24 protein-coding genes and 1 pseudogene are annotated in these 24539 nt (G+C 42.2%); all 25 read left to right on the top strand.

All coding sequences use genetic code 11. The annotated features are described in order from the left end of the window. The first annotated feature begins 32 nt into the window (after positions 1–32). The 25 genes and pseudogenes from CLOL250_RS12680 (at position 33) to CLOL250_RS12790 (ending at position 24374) form a co-directional block, all read left to right on the top strand. The gene (locus CLOL250_RS12680) at positions 33–1763 is read left to right on the top strand and encodes a peptidoglycan D,D-transpeptidase FtsI family protein (protein ID WP_008402970.1); all 1731 of its coding nucleotides are present in this window, start codon (positions 33–35) and stop codon (positions 1761–1763) included. A 70-nt stretch (positions 1764–1833) separates the two neighbouring features. After that, complete coding sequence (gene mraY, locus CLOL250_RS12685) at positions 1834–2793, top strand: phospho-N-acetylmuramoyl-pentapeptide-transferase (RefSeq protein WP_008402972.1); 960 nt, start codon at positions 1834–1836, stop codon at positions 2791–2793. Positions 2794–2810: 17 nt separating this feature from the next. Further along, on the top strand, positions 2811–4166 hold the full coding sequence (murD, locus tag CLOL250_RS12690; protein ID WP_008402973.1) for a UDP-N-acetylmuramoyl-L-alanine--D-glutamate ligase: 1356 nt from the start codon (positions 2811–2813) through the stop codon (positions 4164–4166). Beyond that, the gene (gene ftsW / locus CLOL250_RS12695) at positions 4163–5317 is read left to right on the top strand and encodes a putative lipid II flippase FtsW (RefSeq protein ID WP_008402974.1); all 1155 of its coding nucleotides are present in this window, start codon (positions 4163–4165) and stop codon (positions 5315–5317) included. The genes murD and ftsW overlap by 4 nt, the downstream gene beginning before the upstream one ends. Positions 5318–5344: 27 nt before the next feature. Then, entirely contained in the window at positions 5345–6109 is a 765-nt protein-coding gene (locus tag CLOL250_RS12700) for a cell division protein FtsQ/DivIB (RefSeq protein ID WP_274922293.1), read from the top strand. Positions 6110–6312: 203 nt separating this feature from the next. Beyond that, entirely contained in the window at positions 6313–7584 is a 1272-nt protein-coding gene (gene ftsZ, locus CLOL250_RS12705; RefSeq protein ID WP_008402976.1) for a cell division protein FtsZ, read from the top strand. Between the two features lie 172 nt (positions 7585–7756). Further along, positions 7757–8311: pseudogene (locus CLOL250_RS14285) on the top strand (NAD(P)H-hydrate epimerase); the annotation flags it as partial. A gap of 33 nt (positions 8312–8344) precedes the next feature. Then, positions 8345–9223 (top strand): NAD(P)H-hydrate dehydratase, encoded by an 879-nt coding sequence (locus tag CLOL250_RS12710; protein WP_274922294.1) that lies wholly within the window; start codon positions 8345–8347, stop codon positions 9221–9223. Positions 9224–9249: 26 nt separating this feature from the next. Beyond that, positions 9250–10416 (top strand): alanine racemase, encoded by a 1167-nt coding sequence (alr, locus tag CLOL250_RS12715; RefSeq protein ID WP_008402979.1) that lies wholly within the window; start codon positions 9250–9252, stop codon positions 10414–10416. Positions 10417–10486: 70 nt separating this feature from the next. Beyond that, entirely contained in the window at positions 10487–10831 is a 345-nt protein-coding gene (locus CLOL250_RS12720) for a type II toxin-antitoxin system PemK/MazF family toxin (protein ID WP_008402980.1), read from the top strand. A 213-nt stretch (positions 10832–11044) separates the two neighbouring features. Further along, complete coding sequence (locus CLOL250_RS12725) at positions 11045–11851, top strand: hemolysin family protein (RefSeq protein ID WP_008402982.1); 807 nt, start codon at positions 11045–11047, stop codon at positions 11849–11851. A 98-nt stretch (positions 11852–11949) separates the two neighbouring features. Next, positions 11950–12690, top strand: a complete 741-nt coding sequence (locus tag CLOL250_RS12730) for a YebC/PmpR family DNA-binding transcriptional regulator (protein WP_008402983.1) — start codon at positions 11950–11952, stop codon at positions 12688–12690. Positions 12691–12900: 210 nt separating this feature from the next. Further along, a complete protein-coding gene (locus tag CLOL250_RS12735; RefSeq protein ID WP_008402985.1) occupies positions 12901–14682 on the top strand; it encodes an ABC transporter ATP-binding protein in 1782 nt (593 codons plus the stop codon). A gap of 16 nt (positions 14683–14698) precedes the next feature. Continuing rightward, positions 14699–16459: an ABC transporter ATP-binding protein gene (locus CLOL250_RS12740; RefSeq protein ID WP_044946229.1), complete on the top strand. Its 1761-nt coding sequence runs from the start codon at positions 14699–14701 to the stop codon at positions 16457–16459. 41 nt (positions 16460–16500) lie between these two features. Beyond that, positions 16501–17727, top strand: a complete 1227-nt coding sequence (locus CLOL250_RS12745; RefSeq protein ID WP_008402988.1) for an aspartate aminotransferase family protein — start codon at positions 16501–16503, stop codon at positions 17725–17727. Positions 17728–17741: 14 nt separating this feature from the next. Next, the gene (gene queF / locus CLOL250_RS12750) at positions 17742–18236 is read left to right on the top strand and encodes a preQ(1) synthase (RefSeq protein WP_008402990.1); all 495 of its coding nucleotides are present in this window, start codon (positions 17742–17744) and stop codon (positions 18234–18236) included. 12 nt (positions 18237–18248) lie between these two features. Continuing rightward, positions 18249–19598, top strand: coding sequence for a bifunctional folylpolyglutamate synthase/dihydrofolate synthase (locus tag CLOL250_RS12755; protein ID WP_008402991.1), 1350 nt, complete (start codon positions 18249–18251; stop codon positions 19596–19598). Continuing rightward, on the top strand, positions 19585–19731 hold the full coding sequence (locus tag CLOL250_RS14290) for a hypothetical protein (protein WP_008402992.1): 147 nt from the start codon (positions 19585–19587) through the stop codon (positions 19729–19731). Before CLOL250_RS12755 ends, CLOL250_RS14290 begins: the two co-directional genes overlap by 14 nt. A 1-nt stretch (position 19732) precedes the next feature. After that, positions 19733–21142 (top strand): tetratricopeptide repeat protein, encoded by a 1410-nt coding sequence (locus tag CLOL250_RS12760; RefSeq protein WP_008402993.1) that lies wholly within the window; start codon positions 19733–19735, stop codon positions 21140–21142. A gap of 146 nt (positions 21143–21288) precedes the next feature. Further along, a complete protein-coding gene (locus tag CLOL250_RS12765; RefSeq protein WP_008402996.1) occupies positions 21289–21630 on the top strand; it encodes an STAS domain-containing protein in 342 nt (113 codons plus the stop codon). A 20-nt stretch (positions 21631–21650) separates the two neighbouring features. Further along, a complete protein-coding gene (spoIIAB, locus tag CLOL250_RS12770) occupies positions 21651–22082 on the top strand; it encodes an anti-sigma F factor (protein ID WP_008402997.1) in 432 nt (143 codons plus the stop codon). Further along, entirely contained in the window at positions 22083–22760 is a 678-nt protein-coding gene (locus CLOL250_RS12775) for a sigma-70 family RNA polymerase sigma factor (protein WP_008402998.1), read from the top strand. 62 nt (positions 22761–22822) lie between these two features. Beyond that, positions 22823–23452: a stage V sporulation protein AA gene (locus CLOL250_RS12780; RefSeq protein ID WP_008402999.1), complete on the top strand. Its 630-nt coding sequence runs from the start codon at positions 22823–22825 to the stop codon at positions 23450–23452. Next, complete coding sequence (locus CLOL250_RS12785) at positions 23442–23864, top strand: stage V sporulation protein AB (RefSeq protein ID WP_008403000.1); 423 nt, start codon at positions 23442–23444, stop codon at positions 23862–23864. The genes CLOL250_RS12780 and CLOL250_RS12785 overlap by 11 nt, the downstream gene beginning before the upstream one ends. A gap of 27 nt (positions 23865–23891) precedes the next feature. After that, a complete protein-coding gene (locus CLOL250_RS12790; protein ID WP_008403001.1) occupies positions 23892–24374 on the top strand; it encodes a SpoVA/SpoVAEb family sporulation membrane protein in 483 nt (160 codons plus the stop codon). The last annotated feature ends 165 nt before the right edge of the window (positions 24375–24539 follow it).

Below are 24539 nucleotides of genomic sequence, written 5' to 3' on the forward strand. Positions count from 1 at the left end.
AGATATAAGGATAAACAAACGCGGCGGTCAGCATGAAGCTATATAGTTTTAACCGACGTAAGATATATTTTATGTGTATCGCACTGGTAATGGCAGCGGTATTGCTGATGGGAAGACTCGCATATCTGATGGTTGCAAAAGCAGACTATTATGACAGCGCAGCGACACAACTTCACGAAAGAGAGCGAAGCATCAAGGCGCCGAGAGGAAAGATATATGACAGAAATGGCAACATTCTGGCTGATAACAAGGCAGTCTGTTCTGTATCTGTTATCCACAGCCAGATTGAAGATGAGGAAGAAGTTATCCGTGTCTTAAATGAACGTCTGGATAAGGCTGAAGCGGATATCCGCAAAAAGGTGAAAAAGGTTTCATCGAGAGAATTGATAGCAGCCAATATAGATAAAACAACCGGAGATGCCATAAGAGAATTGAATGTTGCCGGAATTAAGGTTGACGAGGACTATAAAAGGTATTATCCTTATGGAAGTCTTGCTTCCAAGGTCCTTGGATTCACAGGATCTGACAATCAGGGTATTGTCGGTCTTGAGGTATGGTATAATGCGATATTGGCAGGAGAAGATGGCAGCATCCGTACAGTAACGGATGCAAAAGGAATCGAATTACCAAATGTAAAGGAAACGAGAGTAAGTCCTGTACCGGGAGATAATCTGGTACTTTCAATGGACTTGACAATACAAAAATATGCAACACAGGCAGCGCTTGCTGTTATGGAAGAAAAGCAGGCAAAACGTGTGGCGATGATTATCATGAATCCGAAAAATGGCGAGATATATGCCATGGTTGATGTTCCGGAGTATGATCTGAACCATCCGTTTCAGTTAAATACAGGGATTGACGGTTATGAGAGTATGACGGAAGCGCAGAAGATGGATGCGCTGAATAATATGTGGCGTAATTTTACAGTCAGTGATACTTATGAACCGGGATCGACATTTAAGATTGTAACAGCGACGGCGGCATTGGAGGCAGGAACAGTGTCCTTATCCGATACCTTTTACTGTCCGGGATATAAGATCGTAGAGGATCGACGGATTCGATGTCATAAGACGACGGGGCATGGTTCGGAAGACTTCCGGCATGCACTGATGAATTCCTGTAATCCGGCATTTATGACGATCGGGGAACAAACAGGAGCCACGAATCTGTATCAGACCTATCAGAAGCTTGGCTTGTTTCAGAAAACCGGGATTGATCTTCCGGGTGAGGCAAATTCCATTATGCATAAGCTTTCCGATATCGGGCCGGTGGAACTGGCAACAATGTCATTCGGACAATCGATTCAGATATCACCGATCCAGTTTGTGACAGCAGCAGCTACTGTTATAAATGGTGGAAATAAGATTACACCGCATATCGGTATGAAGGTGACGGATGCAGATAATCAGGTGACAACAAATCTGGAATATCCGGTCACAGAACAGGCAGTCAGCAGTGAAACATCAGCATTGATGCGGGATCTGTTGGAATCGGTAGTAGCGGAAGGCGGTGGAAGTAAAGCCCAGGTTGAAGGCTACAGGATCGGTGGCAAGACAGCAACCAGTGAGAAATATCCCAGAGGAACGGGAAAATACATATCATCGTTCATAGGTTTTGCACCGGCGTATGATCCGCAGATAATGGCATTTGTTATGATCGATGAACCGATGGGCATATATTATGGCGGTACTATTGCAGCTCCGGTTGTACAGGAAGTTTTTTCCAATATTCTGCCATACTTGGGAATACAGAAGGAAGAATAAGAAAGTTACCTCATACATGAGGAAAAAATATAGCCGTTTCATAAAAAATGGCAGGTAAGGAGTACAAAAAATGAACTTGGATTTTTCAATTATTTTACCGATACTTATAGCATTTGGAATCAGTGTGGTGTTAAGCCCGATCGTAATTCCGTTTTTAAAGAAACTGAAATTTGGACAGTTTGTACGAGATGATGGCCCGGAAACGCATTTGAAGAAGTCAGGAACCCCGACGATGGGTGGTTTGATCATTCTGCTCAGTTTGGTGATCACCTCGTTATTTTATATGAAAGATTATCCGGATATTCTGCCGGTGTTATTTGTAACACTTGGTTTTGGATTGATTGGATTTCTCGATGACTACATTAAGGTAGTGATGAAACGTTCCATGGGGCTTCGTGCTTGGCAGAAGATGTTGGGACAGTTCGTTGTAACTACCATATTTGCATATTATATTGAGAAATATACCGAGATCAACAATGAGATCATTATTCCGTTTATCGGGAAGACAGTTGTTCTTAATAAGTGGTTTTACATCGTATTACTGTTCTTTGTAGTACTTGGAACTGTAAACGGAGCAAATTTTACAGACGGATTAGATGGCCTTGCATCATCTGTAACAGCGCTGATCGCTACATTCTTTACAGTTGTTGCAATCGGAACCGGTTCAGGACTTGCACCGATCTCCTGTGCAGCTACGGGAAGTTTATTAGGATTCCTTGTTTATAACGTATACCCGGCAAGAGTGTTCATGGGTGATACCGGCTCACTTGCGCTTGGAGGATTTGTAGCATCGATCGCATATATGCTTAAGATGCCGTTATTTATTCTGATCGTGGCATTCATTTATTTTATAGAAGTATTATCGGTTATCATTCAGGTAGTTTCATTCAAGCTGACCGGAAAACGAGTGTTCAAAATGGCACCGATCCATCATCATTTTGAGCTTTCCGGATGGCCTGAGACAAAGGTTGTATCAATATTTGCGATAGTAACAGCCGTGCTTTGTGTTGTAGGTTTACTGGCTGTTTAATACGGAGGATATGAAAAATGAATTTTAAAAATGCTTTAGTGGCAGGTACAGGTAAGAGCGGAATCAGTGCGGCAAAGCTTCTGATCGCGCACGGCGTAAAGGTTACGTTGTTTGATGAAAACGAAAAAAGAGATAAGAATGATCTGATGGAGAAGCTTTCCCGGTCGGAGCTTGTTACGATCCTTCTTGGGAAATTAACAGATGAAGTATTGAAGCAGACAGATATTATGGTTATAAGCCCCGGTATTCCGGTTGATTCTGCTTTTGTAGAAGAAGTAAAAAAAGCAGGTATTCCGGTATGGAGTGAGATTGAACTTGCATATTATTTCGGTAAAGGTAAGATCGCTGCGATCACAGGAACCAATGGCAAGACAACCACAACTGCACTTGTCGGAGAGATCGTCAAAGCATGGAATCCAAAGACTATCGTAGTCGGAAATATCGGTATCCCATATACAGAGCTTTGCGATACAACAGATGACGACAGTGCGACAGTAGCGGAGATCAGCAGCTTTCAGTTAGAAACGATCGTGGATTTTCATCCAAATGTCAGTGCTGTCTTAAATCTTACACCGGATCACCTGAATCGTCATTATACATTTGAGAATTACGGAAATGTCAAGAAATCGATTACAAAAAATCAGACAGAAGAAGATGTGGTTGTATTAAACTATGATGATGAACATACAAGAGCAATGGCAGAGGGGATTCGTCCGAGAGTTGTATATTTCAGCAGACTGGAGAAGCCTGCCGGAGGTGTATATGTAGAGGATGGTCATATCAAGATTGAAGCAAACGGAGAAAAGATTGATGTTCTTGCGTTAAAGGATCTGATCCTGCTTGGGGCACATAATGTTGAAAATGTACTTGCAGCTGTCGGTATCTCATATTATATGGGAGTGCCGGTTAATATTATTCGTGATGTTGCAGTAAGCTTTAAGGCTGTAGAGCATAGAATAGAGTATGTAAAGACTGTAGCTGGCGTGGATTATTATAATGATTCCAAGGGAACGAACCCGGATGCAGCCATCAAGGGAATTCAGGCAATGGTAAAACCAACCTATCTGATCGGTGGAGGTTATGATAAAGGCTCTACTTATGATGAGTGGATTGATGCATTTGACGGAAAAGTCAGATGCCTTGTTCTGATCGGTCAGACAGCGAAGAAGATTGCAGAGACTGCCAAAAAACACGGATTCCATAATATTGTATTTGAAGACGATCTGTTAGAAGCAGTAAAATATTGTCATGAAAATGCAAAAGATGGGGAAGCAGTTCTCCTTTCTCCGGCATGTGCAAGCTGGGGAATGTTCGACAATTATGAACAGCGAGGAAGAATGTTCAAAGAATATGTCCGCGATTTTAAGGAGTGAAATATTTGAATGACAGAAACAGGAAAACAGATACAAATGAGATAGATAGCAGAAAACAGCCGTTATGGTACAGCGGACGCTACTTCGACTATCCGCTGTTTGGAATTGTATTGGGGCTTGTCCTGTTCGGGCTGGTTATGGTATACAGTACCAGCTCATACCGGGCGGATGAATTGTATGACGACAGTACATATTTTGCAAAACGACAGCTTGTTTTTGAACTTGTTGCACTGGTTGGAATGTTTCTGGTATCCAAGATTGATTATCGCAGATATGCGAGATACTCCAAATATTTTCTGTATGTGGCAATAGCACTTCTGGTGCTGGTGTACATTATAGGAAGTGCGAGTCATGGTTCGACCAGATGGATATATATCGGAGCATTTGGCTTTCAGCCATCCGAATTTGCAAAGCTGGCACTGATCGTTTATACAGCAGATATTTGTACCAGAAAACCCCGAAGCCTGAATACGATCAAGGGACTTGCAAAGATGCTCCTGCTTCCGCTCATAACGATCGTGTTGATCGCGATCGAGAACTTGAGTACGGCGATCATCTGTTTTGGGATCGTGATGATCATTGTATTTGTAGCGAGCCCGAAGAACTGGCATTTTATATTGATGGGCGTTCTGGGAATCCTGATGTGTGTGGTATTTATCGCTACAGCAGGATACCGTGCAGATCGTATCCGTATCTGGCTTGCTCCGGAGAAATACGATGATGGATACCAGACCATGCAGTCGCTATACGCGATTGGTTCCGGTGGATTCTTTGGCAGAGGGCTTGGAAACAGTATTCAGAAGATGGGATTTATTCCGGAATCACATAATGATATGATATTTTCTGTTATATGTGAGGAACTGGGCTTATTTGGAGCTGTGCTTACGATCATAATGTTTATTTTACTGATCTACAGATGTACAGTGCTTGCTATCAATTCAGGTGATCGATTTGGAGGATTGATAGCGGTTGGGGTCATGGCACATATTGCAGTACAGGTATTGATCAATATCAGTGTTGTTACAAATACGATACCTCCGACAGGTGTGCCGCTTCCGTTTATCAGTTACGGTGGCAGTTCGATTTTCTTCCTGTTACTTGAAATGGGACTGATGTTTGCAGTTGCAAGGCAGATAAAACCGGGAAGATAGAAGATGTAGTATAGGATGAATGTAGATATGCAGAAAGAACAGAATGTGCAAAAATCTGAACAGAAGAAAAAGAAGAAAGCCGGAAAGATATTTTTGATCATTTTGGCTGCATTATTGTTGCTGTGCATGGGTGCATACATTTATGTTATAAAGTCCTATAGCCTGACGAAGATACAGGTGTCCGGAAATGTCCATTACACAAAGGATGAAGTGATCGACATTGTTACAAAAGGAAAGAAAGCAGACAATACATTATTTTTCTATATTGAAAACAAACTTCATCCGGTAGAGGATGTAACGTTTGTTGATAAGTTTCAGCTAGAGGTGATCGGTAAGCATACAGTGACTATCACAGTATATGAGAAATCCATGGCAGGCTGTGTGATTTATATGGATCAGTATATTTATTTTGATAATGACGGCCGTGTGCTTGAGACTTCGGCTGAGAAGCTTCCTGATGTGCCATGTATACAGGGACTCAAATTTGATCGTATCGTTGTAGGAGAGAAGCTCCCGGTAACCAATGATGCGATGTTTCAGGAGATTCTTACCATGACACAGTTGATTGATAAGAACGAGCTCCTGATCGATGAGATCCGGTTCAACAGTGATAACGAGATTGTCTTGTATAAGGATAAGATAAAGATTGAACTTGGAAGCGGGACCGGTCTTGAGGACAAGCTGATGAATCTGGAAAGTATTCTTGCAAAACTTGAAGGAAAAAGCGGAACATTGGACCTGACAGACTATACGGCAGGCACAGGAAATGCAATATTTAAGGAAAATAAGTAAAATTTACGATAAAAAGTTGTTGCGTTATTTATAAAAAAATCGTATTATTAAGATATTAATGCGATTATATAGATGTACACTCCTCATACTTTTGCCACGCGGATAATATTTTCGCGGAGAAGTATTTTATGACAGAATAGAAAACTGGGGGTAGGAGCGTACGTACAAGAAATAAAAGAAATATATAGAAGGAGGAAATAACCTTGCTCGAAATAAAGTCTAACGATGAGAGAACACCAGCTAGAATACTGGTAATTGGAGTGGGTGGCGCAGGTAACAATGCGGTAAACAGAATGATTGATGAAAATGTAGAGGGTGTTGAGCTGATAGCGATCAATACCGATAAGCAGGCACTTTCATTAAGCAGAGCCACAACTAAGATTCAGATTGGTGAGAAGCTGACAAAGGGACTTGGTGCAGGTGCAAAGCCTGAGATCGGTGCCAGTGCAGTTGAGGAGAATAGAGAAGAAATTGTTGATATTATAAAGGATGCCAACATGGTATTTGTAACCTGTGGTATGGGTGGTGGAACCGGAACAGGTGCTGCACCGGTTGTAGCCGAGATGGCAAGAAATCTTGGTATACTGACCGTTGGTGTAGTAACAAAGCCTTTTGGTTTTGAAGGAAAGCCACGTATGAAGAATGCGATGGATGGTATTGCAAGATTAAAAGAGAATGTGGATACCCTGATTGTTATTCCAAATGATAAGTTACTGCAGATTTGTGATAAGAGAACAAGTATTCCTGATGCGTTAAAGAAAGCAGATCAGGTTCTTCAGCAGGGTGTTCAGGGTGTAACAGATCTGATCAATAAACCGGGTCTTATCAACCTTGACTTTGCTGATATCCAGACAGTTATGAGAGATAAGGGTATTGCACATATCGGTATCGGTTCAGCAAGCGGTGAGAATAAAGCAGTTGATGCGATCAAAGAGGCTATGGATTCACCATTACTGGAGACAACCGTATCAGGTGCAACCGATATTATTGTAAACTTCTCAGGAAATATTGGCATCGTAGAAGCGTACGATGCAGTTACTTATCTTACCGAACAGGCTGGCGATGGTGTAAACATCATCTTTGGTACGGTTGATAATGATAATATGGGTGAGGAGATCAGTATCACGATTATCGCAACAGGACTTGAGAAAGCTGAGACAGCTGCGCCTGTAAGCAGATTTGCGGGAACCGCTGCTCCAAAGCTTGACAGTGTGAATACAACAGCTTCATTTAGTGAGACAAGAAAGACAACGACACCTACTTATGGTGGACAGGCACTTAGCAGTTCATCGATCAGACCTACATTCCTGTCAGAGGCTTCTTCCGCACAGACAGTAAAGCCGGTAGTTCCGAACACAACAAGAACAACGACACCGGTTGAACCACATGTCAGTGCACCGACACCAAAGCCGGCAAGACCTGCAGCACAGGCAAATGACAGTATCAGAATACCTGAGTTTTTAAAGAAAAGATAAATAGCAGAAATGCAATCAGATATATACAAATGCCATGGCGTAATAGCCATGGCATTTGTATATACCAACGGAAGGAGGTAGCAGTTTTATGAAATTTCTTGCAACAGGGAATGAGATGCAGGAGATTGATCGTAACTCGATCGATCAGATCGGAATCCCGGGAATCGTATTAATGGAGCGAGCGGCTATGGCTGTAGCAGGAGAAATTGAAAATAGATTTCCGATTGATCAGAGAAGCGGACAATGTGTAGAAACCATGGCAGATATTAAGGTTCTGATTATTGTTGAAAAGGGAAATAATGGCGGCGATGGATTGGCAGTAGCGCGGATCTTGTCAGAAAAGGGTTATCAGACGGATGTATATTGCATAGGGCAGATCCGGAAAGCAACGGAGAGCTTTGCTGTTCAGCAGAATATTTTAGAGTAGCTCGGTATAAAGCTTCTTGATGAATATCCTGATCAGAAGTATGATATTATCGTTGATGCGATATTTGGTGTAGGATTAAAACGGGATATCAGGGGTATTCATCAAAAAATTATTGAGAAGATCAATGATACTCCGGCATATGTCGTATCGATAGATATTCCATCCGGGGTGTCGGCAACTACCGGGCAGGTGATGAATGTTGCAGTAAAGGCGGATCTTACAGTAACAATGGGATTAATGAAGGTCGGAATGGTACTTTATCCGGGATGTGCTTGTTGCGGAGAAATCCTTGTAAAAGATATAGGATTTCCGGGAAAAGCAGTCGATATAGTAATGCCGGAAATATATACATACGAAGAAAAAGACTTGATGCGTCTTCCAAAAAGAGCAGAAGACGGAAATAAAGGTACATTTGGGAAAGTAGCAGTCATAGCCGGTAGTCAGGAGATATCGGGAGCAGCCTGTCTTGCGGCATCGGCAGCCTACCGGGTTGGAAGTGGTATGGTAAAGGTATATACCCATAAGGATAACAGAGTGATCGTAGGCGGATATCTACCGGAGGCATTGATGAAGACATATCAGGATGAGAAAACGGCTGTCCTCTGTGCAGAGGATGCATGTGCATGGGCAGATGTTATACTGATCGGACCGGGTATCGGAACCGGAAAAGAAGCGGAATGTATGCTTAAGACAGTGTTGGAGGATTTCAAAGGAACGATCGTTGTTGATGCCGATGGCCTTAATCTTTTATCAGCTCATAAAGATTTGCTTACGGCAGGAGAGATAAGCAGACAGACGGGAAATATATCACTTGTTATTACACCACATATAAAGGAAATGTCCAGACTGACAGGAAAGACAGTGGCTGAATTAAAAGAAGCACCGATTCGTGAGTGTAGGATATTTGCGGAAGCAGAAACACTTGTGTGTGTATTAAAAGATGCAAGAACCTGTGTCAGTGCAGGAGGTGTGCATACTTACATGAACACTTCGGGTAATGATGGCATGGCAACAGCAGGATCAGGTGATGTCCTTGCAGGAATGATCGCAGGGCTATCCGCCGGTGGAATATCTCCGGCAGAGGCAGCAAGACTTGGGGTGTATATACACGGACTGGCAGGGGATCGTGCAAAGAAACGGTATGGAAAGGCGGCTATGACCGCCGGCAGTCTGATCGATGAGATCGGTCCGGTCATGAGTTCTTATGTATAAAATATAATAGGCAGAGGCGCAGACAAATGAATAAATATAGAAGAATAGAAGCAGATATCAATCTGGATAATATCAGAGAAAATATAAAAATGATGAAGGCATGTGTGCCGGAGAGCATGAAGATGCTTGCCGTGATCAAAGCAGATGCCTATGGCCACGGAGCAGTAGAGGTTTCAAGAGCCCTTTCTGATCTGGCAGACTTTTATGCCATTGCCTGTATTGATGAGGCGGTAGAGCTTCGTCATGCAGGATGTGAGAAGCCATTGTTGATACTTGGATATACAGACCCATCAGAGTATGATGAACTGATCACATACGATGTAAGACCTGCTATGTATGATAAAGCTGAATGTGCCATTCTCTCAGATGATGCGGTAAAGAAAGGAACAAAAGCAAAGATCCATATCAAGATGGATACCGGTATGAGTCGGATCGGCTTCCAGTGTGATGATGCAGGTATCAATGATATCGTAGAGATTGCGCATATGCCGGGAATTGAGGTCGAGGGAATATTTACACATTATTCAAAGGCGGACGAATACGATAAAACAGCTGCAAATGGACAGCTTGCGTTATTCCGGTCTGTGATCGGCAGATTAGAAGAACGGGGTATATCGATTCCTGTAAAGCATATATCAAACAGCGCAGGAATCATGGAGATGGATAATGAAGGCTTTGATATGGTAAGATCCGGTATCGTAACATACGGACTATATCCATCGGATGAAGTCGATCATTCGATCGCGGCACTTAAGCCGGCAATGGAACTACTTGCCAAGGTAGTTCATGTGAAGGATGTGAAAGCAGGAACAGGTATCGGCTATGGATGGACATTTGTCGCACCGCATGATATGAGAATAGCAACCGTGTCTGCCGGTTATGCTGACGGATATCCAAGAGCACAGTCCAATATCGGACGTGTGATCATTCATGGTAAGTATGCACCAATCACCGGACGTGTCTGTATGGATCAGTTTATGATCGATGTAAGTGATATACCGGAGACGGCAGTCGGTGATACAGTTGTTCTGATCGGAAAATGCGGAGATAAAGAGATCACGGTGGAAGAAGTTGCGGAACCGGCAAACAGCTTCAACTATGAACTGATCTGTAATATCGGAAGACGTGTACCAAGAGTCTATATTAGGGATGGAAAAGAAGTCGGGGAAGTGAATTATCTACGCCGGAACTGAATATCATAGAATAGAATTGGAAATACTTTTCACAACAGAAGATATTAATAAATAAATGGAGTGAAAAGAATTGGTAATCAGAAGAGGCGATATATTTTATGCTGATTTACGACCTGTCGTTGGTTCGGAACAGGGAGGAGTCAGACCGGTACTTATCATACAGAATGAAGCGGGAAATAAACACAGTTCTACGGTGATTTGTGCAGCGATCACCAGCAAGATGAACAAGGCGAAGCTGCCTACACATGTTGAGATTGATTCCAGTCGGTATGATCTGGCAAAGGATTCGGTTGTGCTGTTGGAACAGGTGCGTACGATCGATAAACAGAGATTAAAAGAAAAAGTATGCCATATGGGAGATGACATTCTGAAAAAGGTAGATATTGCATTAAAGATCAGTCTGGATCTGTATTGATCTTTGTGGCATGGTAATTACAGACATTGTATAATCATACAGTTATACAGATTTCCATATGAATACGGATTATGCAGATTCTCATATGAAAAAATTGACGAATGTTGGAATTAATGATATATTTCCATTATATTTGCATTCGTATGGGATTAAGAATGAATGCAGAATGAAACGAACAGGAGAGGTGATTTGTAGACAGAGACTGTCTGGTATATGAAATTATTTAATAACAGAAAAGCTGATGAAGAAAAAGTTGAGGAAGAGATTATTTCCATGGTCAACGAGGGAAATGAACAGGGACTCATTCATGATGACGAAGTAGAGATGATCACAAATATTTTTGAATTCAGTGAGAAAGAAGTCCGGGATGTTATGACTCCGCGTTCCGATGTAGTTGGAATCGACAAACATACCACAATGGATGAAACGATCAAGATCATGCTGGAGAATAATTATTCCAGATATCCGGTGTTTGATGATGATCTGGACAATATAGTCGGAATCCTTTATTTTAAAGATTTTGTAAAAGCGTATCTGCAGGATAAGAACCAGACGATCGAACAGATCATGGTTGAGCCGACATTTGTGCATCCGACTAAGAATATATCGGAATTATTCAAACGGATGCAGAAAGAGAAAATCCATATGGTTATTGTGGTGGATGAGTATGGTCAGACAGAAGGCATCATAGCGATGGAAGATATTCTGGAAGAAATTGTCGGCAATATTTTTGATGAATACGACGATGATGAAGATGATATTGCACTTGCGGGTCATGGATATATCGTGGGCGGCAGAGCAGAACTGGATGAATTGTCGGAACATCTGGGAATTGAGTTTCCAGATGAGGATTTTCAGACACTGAACGGGTTTATGCTGTATGAACTGGGAAGGCTCCCTTATGAGAACGAAAAAATAGATATTACATATAAGGGATATAATTTTGAGACCATTGGGATCAAGGATAAGATGATCGATAAGGTGCGGATAACCAAGGTTGAAAATGAAAATCAGGTATGATATTATGAACCAGTTGGGCTTATAAAGCTTCAAAAAAGAAACCGATATCCGAAAATGGATATTCAAAAGATAGAATTACAGAGTTAAGGAGTAAAAAAATGTCAGGACATTCAAAATTTGCAAATATTAAACATAAGAAAGAAAAGAACGATGCTGCAAAGGGTAAGATCTTTACCATTATCGGTAAGGAAATTGCAATCGCTGTAAAAGAAGGTGGTGCAAACCCTGATAACAACAGTAAGCTTCGTGATGTAATCGCAAAGGCAAAGGCAAACAATATGCCAAACGATACGATCAAGCGTGGTATCGACAGAGCAGCAGGTGATGCAAACTCAGTAAATTATGTTGCTAATACATACGAAGGATATGGTCCGAACGGTACAGCGATCATCGTTGATACTCTTACAGATAATAAGAACAGAACGGCTGCAAATGTAAGAAACGCATTTACAAAGGGCGGCGGAAACGTAGGAACGACCGGTTGTGTATCTTATATGTTTGATAATAAAGGACAGATCATTATCGATAAAGAAGAATGTGATATGGATGCAGATGATCTTATGATGATGGCACTGGATGCCGGAGCTGAGGATTTCAGTGAAGAGGAAGACAGCTTTGAGATCATCACAACACCGGATGATTTCTCAGCAGTCAGAGAGGCTCTTGAAAAAGAGGGAATCAAGATGGCAGAAGCAGAGCTTACCATGATCCCACAGAACTATGTAGATCTGACAGATCCTGAGGTTGTAAAGAAGTTTACAAGAATTCTGGATCTCTTAGATGAAGATGATGATGTACAGGCCGTATATCACAATGCAAATCTTCCGGATGAGGAATAATTATATCGTTCATGCCATTTGTGCATGAAAGAATTTCCACAGAATCCACATGCAATTTTATGTAAGGGGGTGTGGAGATTCTACCATATATGTATGCCAGGCAGGCAGCAGGACGGCAGAAAGCCGTTTGGCAGCACGCCTGGCATATGGTATGTTAAAAACAAATGCAGAGAGCATATATACATTTTACAACAAGAGTAGGAGCGTAGAATGAAGGGAATATTAAGATATTTACGGGACTATAAAAAAGAATCGGTTCTGGCACCATTATTTAAAATGCTGGAAGCCTGTTTCGAACTGCTGATCCCGATCGTAATGGCACATATTATTGATACCGGTATTAAGAATCAGGACATGGGATATGTTCTTCGGATGTGTCTCGTTATGATTGCACTTGGTATCATCGGCCTGAGCTGTTCTCTGACAGCACAGTATTTTTCCGCAAAAGCAGCAACCGGATTCGGAACGGCACTTCGAAGTGATCTGTTCCGTCATATCACAAGTCTTTCTTATAATGAGATCGATACGATCGGAACATCGACACTGCTTACTCGAATGACCAGTGATATCAACCAGATCCAGACAGGTGTCAATCTGGTGCTCCGTTTGTTCCTACGTTCTCCGTTTATCGTATTCGGTGCGATGATCATGTCATTTACGATCGATGTCAAATCAGCCATGACCTTTGTGGTTACAATACCGGCATTGTCGATCGTTGTATTCGGAATTATGCTTGTCAGCATTCCATTGTTTAAGAAGGTACAGGCAAGACTGGATAAGGTCATGCTTCTGACCCGAGAGAATCTGGAAGGTGCCCGTGTGATCCGGGCATTTAACAGACAGCAAAAAGAGGTTGATGAATTCGATAAGTCAACCGATGATCTGATGGATATTCAGTTGTATGTCGGAAGAATCTCGGCATTCTTAAATCCTGTCACATATGTGATCATCAATCTTGCAACTGTTGCGATCATCTGGATTGCAGCCGGACAGACCGATATCGGTATCCTGTCACAAGGTAAGGTTGTTGCACTGATCAACTACATGTCACAGATCTTAGTTGAGCTTGTAAAGCTTGCCAATCTGATCATTAACATCACAAAGTCGATCGCATGTGCAAAGAGAATCAATGTTGTGTTTGATACGAAGCCATCGATCACAGAGGTTGCAGAAGGTTCTGCTTTATCAGAAGCACAGAAGGCAGCCGGACAGGATGTTCCTAAGGTGGTATTTGACAACGTAGCCTTACGGTATGGTAAAGCATCGGAAGATTCACTGACCGGTATATCCTTTACGGCAAAAGCAGGAGAAACGATCGGTATTATCGGTGGTACGGGTTCCGGTAAGAGTTCTCTGGTCAACCTGATCCCGAGATTCTATGATGCCACCGGTGGTGCGGTTAAGATCGATGGTGTGGATGTAAAGGACTATGATCTCCGTTCCCTTCGAATGAAGGTAGGTGTGGTTCCGCAGAAGGCAGTTCTGTTCCAGGGCACGATCGCCGAGAATATCCGCTGGGGTAAAAATGACGCAACGGAAGAAGAGATCAATGAGGCACTTACGATCGCACAGGCAAAAGAATTCGTTGATCAGAAAACAGATGGCATGAACTTTAAGATTACACAGGGTGGCAAGAACTTATCCGGTGGGCAGAAGCAGCGTCTTACGATCGCAAGAGCAGTTGTAAGAAAGCCTGAGATCCTGATCATGGATGACAGTGCGTCGGCACTTGACTTTGCAACAGACGCAGCTCTTCGGCGTGCGATCAAAGAGCAGACAAAGGGTATGACCGTATTTATCGTTTCCCAACGAGCATCGACGATCATGGGAGCCGATCAGATCATTGTATTAGATGATGGACAGGTTGCAGGTATCGGAACCCACGAAGAATTGTTACAGTCCTGTGAGGTATATCAGGAGATATGTCAGTCACAGTTATCGGCAAATGAAGTATCCGGTAAAAAGACTTCTGCCGGAAATGCAATGGCATAGGAAGGAGGAAGCGACGATGAGTAAAAAAGAAAAAAGTACGTCTGTCAATAAGAAAACACTTGGCAGAATATTAAAGTATATCAAACGATACAGTTTCTTAGTTGTCCTTTCCCTGATCTGTGCAGCGATATCCGTTGTTCTGACCTTATATGCACCGATCATTACCGGACATATGGTAGATAAGATCGTCGGAAAAGGAGCCGTTGATTTCGGAGCCTTAAAGACACTGGCAATCCGTTTTGTGATCGTAGTTGCGGTTACGGCAGTCTGCCAGTGGATCATGAATATATTGAATAATAAAGTTACCTATCATGTTGTAAATGATGTCCGTACATCTGCATATAAGAAGTTAGAACAGCTTCCGTTATCCTATGTGGATTCTCACACCCATGGTGATATCGTAAGCCGTGTGATCGCAGATGTAGACCAGTTTTCAGATGGTCTGCTGATGGGCTTTACACAGTTATTTACCGGTGTTATGACTATCGTTGGAACGCTTTGTTTCATGTTATCGATTAACGCTGTGATCACGGTTGCGGTTGTTGTGATCACTCCGGTTTCTCTGTTTGTTGCGGCATTTATCGCAAAGAAAACCTACCATATGTTCAGAAAGCAGGCAGAGATCAAGGGTGAGATGACATCACTTGTTAATGAGATGGTAGAAAACCAGAAGGTTGTAACAGCCTTTTCCATGGAAGAAAATGTAAATGACAGCTTTAACGAAGTAAATAAGAGATTGAATAAGGCAGGACTGGATGCGACCTTCTTCTCATCTATTACCAATCCGTGTACCCGTTTTGTAAACAGCTTAGTATATACCGGCGTTGGCATCATCGGTGCGGTCATGGCGATCAAGGGAAGAATATCCGTTGGTCAGCTTACCAGCTTTTTAAGCTATGCAAACCAGTATACAAAGCCATTTAATGAGATCTCAGGCGTCGTAACGGAGCTTCAGAATGCACTTGCATCCGCAGCCAGAGTATTTGAGCTGATCGATGAAGAACCGGAGATCGCGGAGCCTGCGGATGCCTATGTGATCGAGAAAGCAGATGGACAGGTGGATCTGTCTCATGTGGATTTCTCTTATAATAAAGATGTAGAACTGATCAAGAATCTGAATCTGAAGGTTGAACCGGGTAAGCGTGTAGCGATCGTCGGACCGACCGGATGTGGTAAGAGTACCGTTATCAATCTTTTAATGCGGTTCTATGATGTAGATGCCGGAGCCATTTCTGTAGATGACCATGATATTCGTCAGGTAACGAGAGAGAGCCTTCGTGATAACTATGGTATGGTTCTTCAGGAGACCTGGTTAAAGACCGGAACGATCAAGGAGAATATCGCATACGGAAGACCGGATGCGACGGATGAGGAGATTATAGAAGCAGCAAAACAGTCCCACGCACACAGCTTTATCAAGCGTTTGCCGGAGGGGTATGATACCATGATATCAGAGGATGGCGGCGGACTGTCACAGGGACAGAAACAGCTCTTATGTATTACCAGAGTTATGCTTGATCTGCCACCGATGCTGATCCTTGATGAAGCAACATCATCGATCGATACAAGAACCGAGATCCGGATCCAGCGTGCATTTGCGAAGATGATGAAGGGAAGAACGAGCTTTGTCGTAGCGCATCGTTTGTCAACGATCAAAGAATCTGATATTATACTGGTTATGAAGGATGGACATATCATAGAGCAGGGTAATCATGAATCACTTTTAGCACAGAAAGGATTCTATTACACCCTTTACAATTCACAGTTTGCACATTAGTAGGAACTAAAAATTTGTATTTATATAAAGGAGACAGGAAGATGAAAGTTAGTGAAAGCGGATATACAAAAGACGAATTACTTGACATAGTAGACAAATACCTCGCCGAGCAGTCCAGAAGATGGAATTTTATTGAAGAAAAGGGAGACGGCATGTATGTGTACGATGAGGAAGGGAATGAATATCTTGACTTCTTCGGCGGCATCGCAGTAAACAGTACCGGTAACTGTAACAAGAAAGTTGCGGCAGCGATCGCAGACCAGTGCCAGAATGTGATCCATGCATCCAATTACGCATATACACTTCCTATGATCCTGCTTGCAAAGAAGATTTGTGAGACGATCGGTATGGAGAAGGTTCTGTTCCAGAATTCAGGAACAGAGACAAATGAAGCAATGATCAAGATGGCAAGAAAATACGGAACCGATCATTACGGACCGGAGCATTATCATATCGTTACAGCCATTAACAGCTTCCATGGCAGAACCTATGGAGCGTTATCAGCAACCGGACAGCCGGACAATGCATGTCAGATCGGTTTCAAGCCGATGCTTCCGGGCTTCACATATGCAGAGTTCAATAATCTTGAGGATTTCAAGAGCAAATGTACCAAAGACACAGTTGCAATCATGGTAGAGCCTGTTCAGGGCGAGGGTGGTGTATATCCGGCAACGGAGGAATTCTTAAAAGGACTTCGTGCTTACTGTGACGAGACCGGCATCCTGTTGTTATTCGATGAGGTACAGACCGGATGGGGCAGATGCGGAGATACGATGGCATTTATGACCTATGGAGTGAAGCCTGATATGGTATCTATGGCAAAAGCAATCGGCGGCGGTATGCCGATCGGCGCACTTTGTACATCAGCAGAGCTTGCAAGTGCATTTACACCGGGGGCACATGGTTCTACTTATGCAGCCAATCCTGTATGCTGTGCAGCCGCACTTGCAGAGATCGATGAGATCTTAGACAATCATCTTGCAGAGAATGCAAAAGAGACAGGAGCTTATTTTGCAGAACAGCTTTATTCCCTTCCGTATGTGAAGGAAGTACGCGGACGCGGACTTCTGGTTGGCGTTGAATTCACCAAACCGATCGCAAACGAAGTAAAGCATCTGGCTGTTGAGAACAGACTGTTGATCACAGCGGTAAGACCAAATGTGATCCGTATGGCACCGCCACTGATCGTAACAAAGGAACAGTGCGATAAGGCTGTTCAGATCCTGATCAAATGTGTGTCAAAGGCAGCAGAAGAAGCAGATGCATAAGGAGGTAACAGAAGATGGGAAGAACCGCAGAAGAAATGGAAGATGTAACACTTCTCGGCAATAAGAATGTAAAATACAGCATGGACTATGCACCAGAGATGTTACAGACCTTTATCAATAAACATCAGGACAATGATTATTTTGTCAAGTTCAATTGTCCGGAATTTACCAGCTTATGTCCGATCACGGGACAGCCGGATTTTGCAACCGTATATATATCCTATGTTCCGGATGTGAAGATGGTAGAGAGCAAGTCTTTAAAATTATATTTGTTCAGTTTCAGAAATCACGGAGATTTCCATGAGGACTGCATGAACATTATCATGAAGGATCTGATCAAATTGATGGATCCGAAATATATTGAAGTCTGGGGCAAATTCACTCCGAGAGGCGGTATCTCGATCGATCCATATTGTAATTACGGAAGACCGGGAACAAAATGGGAAGAAGTTGCATGGAACAGAATGTCAAATCATGACCTGTATCCGGAAAAGATAGATAACAGATAGGCGGAATGTCAGATGAATTACAGGGAAACAGTTGAGTATATCCTAAGCATTCCACTGTTCGCACAGAAGATTGGCACAGAGAATCTTGCCAGTCTTCTTGAACGTTTAGGGAATCCGCAGGATAAGAGTAAAGTGATCCATATAGCAGGAACAAACGGTAAGGGATCAACGGCAAAGGCGCTTGCTACGATACTGATGCATGCAGGCTTTCATGTAGGATTGTTTACATCACCGCATCTTGTCTCGATCAATGAGCGGATCCGATATGATGATGAAATGATATCGGATGAAGATTTTACATGGGCGTTTGAGCAGGTGCGGAAGAAGTTCATCGTTCATCCGTCTTTCTTTGAAGTGATGTTTGCGATGGCGGCTGTTTATTATGAGAAGAAGCAGCCGGATTATGTGATTTATGAGACCGGAATGGGTGGCAGGCTGGATGCAACTAATGTCGTAAGACCGGAGCTTTGCATCATCACATCGGTAGGACTTGATCATATGGAATATCTTGGAGATACGATCGCTAAGATCGCAGGAGAGAAAGCAGGGATCATCAAACCGTCAGTTCCGGTCGTATATTTCAAGCGGGATGCGGTTTCGTCTGGAATCATAGAGACTTGTGCAAAAGAATTGGATTCTGCCGTAACAGCGGTCGAAAAATCAAACTATATAATAAATGAAATAGATGATAAAACCATTGATTTTTCATTTCATAATCGGTATTATAATTATGACCATTTGAGGATACCGAAAACGTCTCTTTATCAGGTCGAAAATACCTGCCTTGCAGTTGCATCCTTTGATATCCTGATGCAGATCAGGGATATGGAATACGAGAAAAATGCAGGTGCTGATGTCAGGATAGAGCAGGCAGTCAGAAGCGGATTGCTTGATTTTTCATGGGAAGGCAGGATGGAGGAGATTGCACCTGATCTGTTTGTAGATGGTGCGCATAATCCGGAAGCGGTCGAATGTTATTGCAGAACACTTCGGACGCTTTATACGAAGAAAAAGAAGATCCTGGTCTTTGCAGCAGTAAAGGATAAGGATTATGATACGATGATACGGGATCTGACAGAAGAACTTTCATTTGAGAAGATCATAGTTACGAGTGTGGATAATAAACGGAAAGCACCTGTTGCATTGATCGCTGACAGATTTCGAAAATACACAGGACATGCGGTGGAGGCATATGAGGATATTGCAGAAGCAATGAATGCCGCTATCCGTTATAAAGAACAGATTACAGATTCAGCAGTCTATTGTGTGGGTTCTCTTTATCTGGTTGGTGAAGTTAAACGATGGCTTTCAGGGATAAAAGAGCAATCTGCAAATATGGAGGAATATCATGATAAACTTTGATGAAGAAGTAAAAAAATTCAGACCGACTCTGGAAGTAGATCAGGCAGAAGATGCCATTTATAATAATGATCTGAAGGATATCTCGGATATTATGCAGGAGATGCTTCGTGTAGCAAAGGAAACGGAGAAATAAGATGGCAGATGTACTGAATTGTAAGCATTGTGGCGGTAAGATCCTTGTTACCGGATATTGCAGCCAGTGCGGATTAAAGAGTGAGTTTGTAAATAAAGCACTGAACACATCCAAATATTATTATAATATCGGTCTGGATAAAGCCAGAGTCCGTGATATGAGCGGTGCAGAGGAAGCATTAAAGATCTCTCTTAAATATGATAAAATGAACATTGATGCCAGAAATCTTCTGGGACTTGTATATTATGAAACCGGTGAAGTTGTTCTGGCATTAAGCCACTGGGTCATCAGTGTGAATTATTTCAGCGGACGTAATGTTGCAAAACGCTACATCAAAGAAGTAAAGGGAAATCCCCATAAGCTTGAGACGACGAATAATGCGGCGAGAAAATACAATCAGGCAGTAAACTATGCCAGACAGGGCAGTAAGGATCTTGCCTTTATCCAGCTTAGAAAAGTCTTGTCGGATAATCCGAAGTTTGTAAACGGATATTTGTTGATGGCACTTCTTCTGATCGATGATAACAAATATGATAAGGCGAGAAAAGCATTAAAACGTGTTATCAAGATCGACAGAACGAACCCGCTGGCTGTCCGTTATTTTAACGAGATGGGACATACGGATGAGGAGATCATGAGTTTTCGTGATTATCCGGATGATGATTATGACGCAGATCTTTTATTTGTGGAAGACCAGCCACGGGCATATGTAGATACTGACTCGGTTGATTATGAAGGAAAACCGGTTCCGGTTGGCAGATATAAGGATATCAATTTTTACAAATATTCACTTGCATATGTATTTGCGGGACTTCTGCTTGGACTGGCGGTTATGTGGTTCCTTATAATGCCGCAACATAGCAAGAATGCGGATAACGAGAGTCGGGATGTGAAGATCGCTTACAGTGAAGATCTGGCAGATAAAAATACCAAGATTTCGTCATTGCAGGATCAGCTTGATACGCTTACGACAAAGAATGATACATTGACAAAACAGGTGTCGGAGTATGAGAAGAAAAGTAAGGCAGAGTTAGCAGATGCAGATAAAGTATCTATGCAGCTGGCACTCAAATATTATAACGATACACAGTATGATAAAGCTATGACAGAGTTTGATAAAGTATTGGAGACCAGCCCGGATTATGATGTTGCGTTATATTACAAAGCACTTTGTTACCTTGGTACAGAGGATGAAGATAAAGCAAAGACGGCATTTGAAACCTTCCTTGATAAATGTCCGGATTCTATCTACTATACAGTTGCGGTTTCATTATCCGGCGTTAAGCCAAGTGAAGATGCGGGAGACGGGGAAAGCACTGTTGATACTACTACCGAGGGAACCACTCAAGAGGAAGGAACAACGCAAGAGACGGGAACCACAGAGCCCGGACCGGATCCTTTGAATGAGTAATAGATGTGTAAAAAAATAAATATTATAAAATACAAAAGACAAATAGGAGATAGACACGCCTGTTTGTCTTTTTTTGTGGAATTAATCATGCGATATCAGACAGTAATATATATACAAAAATACATGTATGAAAAAAGGAGGGAAATATGAATAATTATGAAAAGATTGGGGATACTATACTGATCGAACTTCCTGAGGAAGTAGACGATTATCGTGCAGCCGGATTGGTAGAAGAAACGGAAGATGCTTTTTCTGATTCCAGGGTTCGTTATGTGGTCTTTGACTTTAAGCACACAAATATGATGGACAGCTCCGGAATTGGATTTATAACCAGGCGGTTTCGTAATGTCTATGACCGAGGCGGACAGGCATTTGTCATAAACAGTAATGACAGAATGGAACGGCTGCTTACGATGTCCGGAATATTTAAGATCGTAACAAAAGCAGGAAATTTTGAGGAAGCGTATCGGACTGTACATACCTCATAGAAGAAAAGGAGAAGACGGAAATGGACAGAAATGAAATGAAAATAGAATTTGGAAGTGATCCAAGAAATGAGAGCTTTGCAAGAGTTGTTGTTGCATCATTTATGACAAGAACAAATCCGACATTAGAAGAAGTGGCAGATGTAAAAACAGCGGTATCAGAGGCTGTTACGAATTCGATCATCCATGGATATAAAGGAGAAGATGGTGTGATCGAAATTGTATCCCGTATTGCAAACAGAATCCTGTACATAGAGATCACAGATCATGGATGCGGAATCGAAGATGTTGATAAAGCTATGGAACCGATGTATACAACCGGAACAGATGGAAGATCAGGAATGGGATTTTCATTTATGGAAGCGTTTATGGATGAACTGACGGTGGAATCGGAGCCGGGAGTCGGAACAGTAGTAAAGATGACGAAAAAAATAGGGACAGGATGTGCGATGTAAATGGAAAATAATCTGGATCTTCTTTTACAGGCGAAAAATGGGGATGACCATGCAAAAGAGAAACTGATTGAACAGAATCTTGGGCTTGTATGGAGTGTAGCAAGAAGATTTACAGGACGAGGATATGACATCGAGGATTTGTTTCAGATCGGATGTATAGGACTGATCAAATGTATTGACAAGTTCAGCTTTGAGTATGATGTAAAATTTTCCACATATGCAGTACCGCTGATTCAGGGAGAAATCAGACGTTTTCTACGGGATTCCGGTGCGATCAAGGTGAGCAGAAGCCTGAAAGAAATGAATATGAAGGTAGAACAGTACAGACAGAAGATAAAGAAAGAAAAAGGTTATGAACCGGAGATTACGGAGATAGCTGCTGCGCTGTCCTTTGATGCCGGAGATATTGTAATGGCGATGGAAGCGTCGATGGAGATTGAATCTTTAGATACGCCCGGAGTCCTATCAAAGACTGAGGAATACAGTCAGGATATTGTGGATCATATTACGTTGTCACAGCTGTTGGATCGGCTTGATCCGGACGAACAGATGCTGATCAGACTTCGATATTTTGAAGACCGTACACAGACAGAGACAGGAAAGGCGCTTGGACTCAGTCAGGTTCAGGTAAGCAGGAAGGAGAAAAAAATTTTAGAGAAGCTCAAAGAATATGTATAAAATATAACAAATGCTGACATCCTATTTTCTATAGGAATATGGAATAAAGCGGGTGATGAAAAATGGCATATATGGTTTATCTGCAGCTGGCTGAAAATGTTCTTGCCGAACAGCGGAAGGTTCGGATAAAGGATGTATCAAAGGTTGTAGCGGATAATCCGGATCTGAAGAACAAAATCGAAAAGCTTGTGCTTATGAATTTTTCAACCGGTTCAAAAGGGCAACAGGTCATATCGATTCTGGATATCATTGAGGAGATCAAGAAGAATTGCGACGAGGAAGTCAGCATTACAAATCTTGGCCAGCCCAATGTGGTTGTATATTACAAAGCATTTGATCCGTCAGACCGGATCAAGCAGACATTTAAGTTTATTCTGCTCTGTCTGATCGCATTCTTTGGGGCGGGATTTTCTATCATATCTTATAATTCCGATGTAAACCTGCTTGGACAGCTTGACCTGCTGCAAAATGTATTTACCGGGGGAAGTGAGTCCGGGGCTGCGATAGGAGCCGTCTCCTATTCAATCGGGTTATTTATCGGAATCATCATATTTTTTAATCACGGAACCAATAAGAAATTCACGGATGATCCGACACCGCTTCAGGTCCAGATGCGCCAATATGAACAGGAAGTGAACCAGACGATCATAACGGATGCTACAAGAAAGAAGGATGTCCGGGATGCTGATTAGACTTATCTGTTATGCGGCTGTTGCATTTATTGGCGGTGCAGCAATATCCAGTGGATATTTTGCATTTATTTCCCTGATCGGTGTATTTCCGAAGCTTGCGGAAAAGGTAAAAGGTGACAGGCACTATATGTTGATTGAATGTCTGCTTGCCTATGGTGCAGTTGTGGGTAATGTCATTTATCTGTTTAATATCAGAATTCCGCTTTTACTTCCCGGTCTGGCATTTGTCACTTTGTTCGGCGGTATATTTACCGGCTGTCTGGTTGGAGCTCTGGCAGAAGTGTTAAATGTGTTCCCGATCATTTCAAGGCGGTTTTCCGTCAGACGGTATATTCCCTATGTGATCTATGCGGTGGCTGCAGGTAAACTTGTAGGATCGATAATAGGACTGATCTCTACCGGACTGGTCTGACAGACAAAACAAAGAAAACGTATAAAAATGAAAGAAACAGAGGTGTACGGTATGAAATATGAACCAAAAGAAAAGGAATATAATCAGTATGTAGAAACAGTAACTCCGACATCGAATTCATTCAGAAACTGTCTCTGGGCGTTTCTGGTTGGAGGACTCATCTGTACGATCGGGCAGGGTTTGTTTAACCTGTTACAGTATTTTGGATGGAATAAGAACGACAGTTCTTCCTATGTGTCTGTTATTCTTGTTTTGATCAGCGTTATCCTGACAGGGTTTAATCTTTATAAGAAGATAGCCAAATACGGTGGGGCGGGAGCGCTTGTTCCGATCACCGGTTTTGCAAATGGCGTCTGTGCCCCGGTCATAGAATTTCAGACCGAAGGTGAGGTGTTTGGAAAAGGTGTGAAATGTTTCACGATCGCAGGACCTGTTATCATGTATGGAATTTTCGTGTCATGGGGACTCGGAGTTATTTATTGGATCTGTAAACTTGCCGGCTGGGTATAACCCTGCCGGTATGTGTTTGTTCCAAAATTGTTACATATTTTTTATGAAAGAATATAGCTTTTGTGAAATATTTCTTTCCTTTGGAATCCGTATTGACATATAAAAATTCCTATGATAACTTTAACAAATGGTTGAATATATTAATGTAGGGGATTTTAACCATCA

Origin of the sequence: Clostridium sp. L2-50 (genome assembly GCF_000154245.1) — a bacterium.
Classification (GTDB): domain Bacteria; phylum Bacillota; class Clostridia; order Lachnospirales; family Lachnospiraceae; genus Coprococcus.